This window comes from Burkholderia sp. LS-044 (assembly GCF_004803625.1).
Lineage (GTDB): Bacteria > Pseudomonadota > Gammaproteobacteria > Burkholderiales > Burkholderiaceae > Burkholderia > Burkholderia cepacia.
In genome coordinates, this window is the sequence record NZ_SSWO01000043.1 from 1 (window position 1) to 3,179 (window position 3,179).

Annotated in this window: 2 rRNA genes; both read left to right on the forward strand. The window is 52.9% G+C overall.

What is annotated here, in order from left to right:
* The first annotated feature begins 18 nt into the window (after positions 1-18).
* A 23S ribosomal RNA gene (locus E9536_RS41030) occupies positions 19-2,899 on the forward strand.
* 156 nt (positions 2,900-3,055) lie between these two features.
* Positions 3,056-3,168 (forward strand): 5S ribosomal RNA (gene rrf / locus E9536_RS41035).
* Positions 3,169-3,179 lie beyond the last annotated feature (11 nt).

Sequence of the window (3,179 nt, forward strand, 5' to 3'; positions counted from 1 at the left end):
GAGACAGACTCGTTATAGGGTCAAGCGAACAAGTGCATGTGGTGGATGCCTTGGCGATCACAGGCGATGAAGGACGCGGTAGCCTGCGAAAAGCTACGGGGAGCTGGCAAACAAGCTTTGATCCGTAGATGTCCGAATGGGGAAACCCACTCCTTTTGGAGTATCCATGGCTGAATACATAGGCCATGCGAAGCGAACGCGGTGAACTGAAACATCTAAGTAACCGCAGGAAAAGAAATCAACCGAGATTCCCAAAGTAGTGGCGAGCGAAATGGGATGAGCCTTGCACTCTTTATTTGTATTGTTAGCCGAACGCTCTGGAAAGTGCGGCCATAGCAGGTGATAGCCCTGTAGGCGAAAACAGTATGAAAGAACTAGGTGTGCGACAAGTAGGGCGGGACACGTGAAATCCTGTCTGAAGATGGGGGGACCATCCTCCAAGGCTAAATACTCGTGATCGACCGATAGTGAACCAGTACCGTGAGGGAAAGGCGAAAAGAACCCCGGGAGGGGAGTGAAATAGATCCTGAAACCGCATGCATACAAACAGTCGGAGCCTCGTAAGGGGTGACGGCGTACCTTTTGTATAATGGGTCAGCGACTTACGTTCAGTAGCAAGCTTAACCGTATAGGGCAGGCGTAGCGAAAGCGAGTCCGAATAGGGCGTTCAGTTGCTGGGCGTAGACCCGAAACCAGGTGATCTATCCATGGCCAGGATGAAGGTGCGGTAACACGTACTGGAGGTCCGAACCCACTAACGTTGAAAAGTTAGGGGATGAGCTGTGGATAGGGGTGAAAGGCTAAACAAACCTGGAAATAGCTGGTTCTCTCCGAAAACTATTTAGGTAGTGCCTCGTGTCTCACCTTCGGGGGTAGAGCACTGTCATGGTTGGGGGGTCTATTGCAGATTACCCCGCCATAGCAAACTCCGAATACCGAAGAGTGCAATCACGGGAGACAGACATCGGGTGCTAACGTCCGGTGTCAAGAGGGAAACAACCCAGACCGCCAGCTAAGGTCCCCAAATATAGCTAAGTGGGAAACGAAGTGGGAAGGCTAAAACAGTCAGGAGGTTGGCTTAGAAGCAGCCACCCTTTAAAGAAAGCGTAATAGCTCACTGATCGAGTCGTCCTGCGCGGAAGATGTAACGGGGCTAAGCTATATACCGAAGCTGCGGATGCGTGCTTGCACGCATGGTAGGAGAGCGTTCCGTAAGCCTGCGAAGGTGCCTTGTAAAGGGTGCTGGAGGTATCGGAAGTGCGAATGCTGACATGAGTAGCGATAAAGGGGGTGAAAGGCCCCCTCGCCGTAAGCCCAAGGTTTCCTACGCAACGTTCATCGGCGTAGGGTGAGTCGGCCCCTAAGGCGAGGCAGAAATGCGTAGCTGATGGGAAGCAGGTCAATATTCCTGCACCATTGTTAGATGCGATGGGGGGACGGATCGCGGAAGGTTGTCCGGGTGTTGGAAGTCCCGGTCGCTGCATTGGAGAAGGCACTTAGGCAAATCCGGGTGCGTAATTCAAGGGTGTGGCGCGAGCTTCTTCGGAAGCGAAGCAATTGGAAGTGGTTCCAAGAAAAGCCTCTAAGCTTCAGTCTAACGATGACCGTACCGCAAACCGACACAGGTGGGCGAGATGAGTATTCTAAGGCGCTTGAGAGAACTCGGGAGAAGGAACTCGGCAAATTGGTACCGTAACTTCGGGATAAGGTACGCCCTTGTAGCTTGACTGGCCTGCGCCAGGAGGGTGAAGGGGTTGCAATAAACTGGTGGCTGCGACTGTTTAATAAAAACACAGCACTCTGCAAACACGAAAGTGGACGTATAGGGTGTGACGCCTGCCCGGTGCCGGAAGATTAAATGATGGGGTGCAAGCTCTTGATTGAAGTCCCGGTAAACGGCGGCCGTAACTATAACGGTCCTAAGGTAGCGAAATTCCTTGTCGGGTAAGTTCCGACCTGCACGAATGGCGTAACGATGGCCACACTGTCTCCTCCCGAGACTCAGCGAAGTTGAAGTGTTTGTGATGATGCAATCTACCCGCGGCTAGACGGAAAGACCCCATGAACCTTTACTGTAGCTTTGCATTGGACTTTGAACCGATCTGTGTAGGATAGGTGGGAGGCTATGAAACCGGAACGCTAGTTTCGGTGGAGCCGTCCTTGAAATACCACCCTGGTTTGTTTGAGGTTCTAACCTTGGCCCGTGATCCGGGTCGGGGACAGTGCATGGTAGGCAGTTTGACTGGGGCGGTCTCCTCCCAAAGCGTAACGGAGGAGTACGAAGGTACGCTAGGTACGGTCGGAAATCGTGCTGATAGTGCAATGGCATAAGCGTGCTTAACTGCGAGACCGACAAGTCGAGCAGGTGCGAAAGCAGGTCATAGTGATCCGGTGGTTCTGTATGGAAGGGCCATCGCTCAACGGATAAAAGGTACTCTGGGGATAACAGGCTGATACCGCCCAAGAGTTCATATCGACGGCGGTGTTTGGCACCTCGATGTCGGCTCATCTCATCCTGGGGCTGTAGCCGGTCCCAAGGGTATGGCTGTTCGCCATTTAAAGAGGTACGTGAGCTGGGTTTAAAACGTCGTGAGACAGTTTGGTCCCTATCTGCCGTGGGCGTTGGATATTTGAAGGGGGCTGCTCCTAGTACGAGAGGACCGGAGTGGACGAACCTCTGGTGTACCGGTTGTCACGCCAGTGGCATCGCCGGGTAGCTATGTTCGGAAGAGATAACCGCTGAAAGCATCTAAGCGGGAAACTCGCCTTAAGATGAGATATCCCTGGGGACTAGATCCCCTTGAAGGGTCGTTCGAGACCAGGACGTTGATAGGTCAGGTGTGTAAGCGCAGTAATGCGTTCAGCTAACTGATACTAATTGCCCGTAAGGCTTGATCCTATAACAAGTCTGCCTTGTAGATCGGCGCCGTGCGACAGCACTGGCTGCAGGATCCAAGCGACATGTTGGATTCTCGTGTGTGATACACACAACTCAAAATTACTGCTTCTTCCAAGATTGGTTCTGTTGGCCACGCCAGCAGGACAACCCTCTTTGCCTGATGACCATAGCGAGTCGGTCCCACCCCTTCCCATCCCGAACAGGACCGTGAAACGACTCTACGCCGATGATAGTGCGGATTCCCGTGTGAAAGTAGGTAATCGTCAGGCTCCCTAAGCCA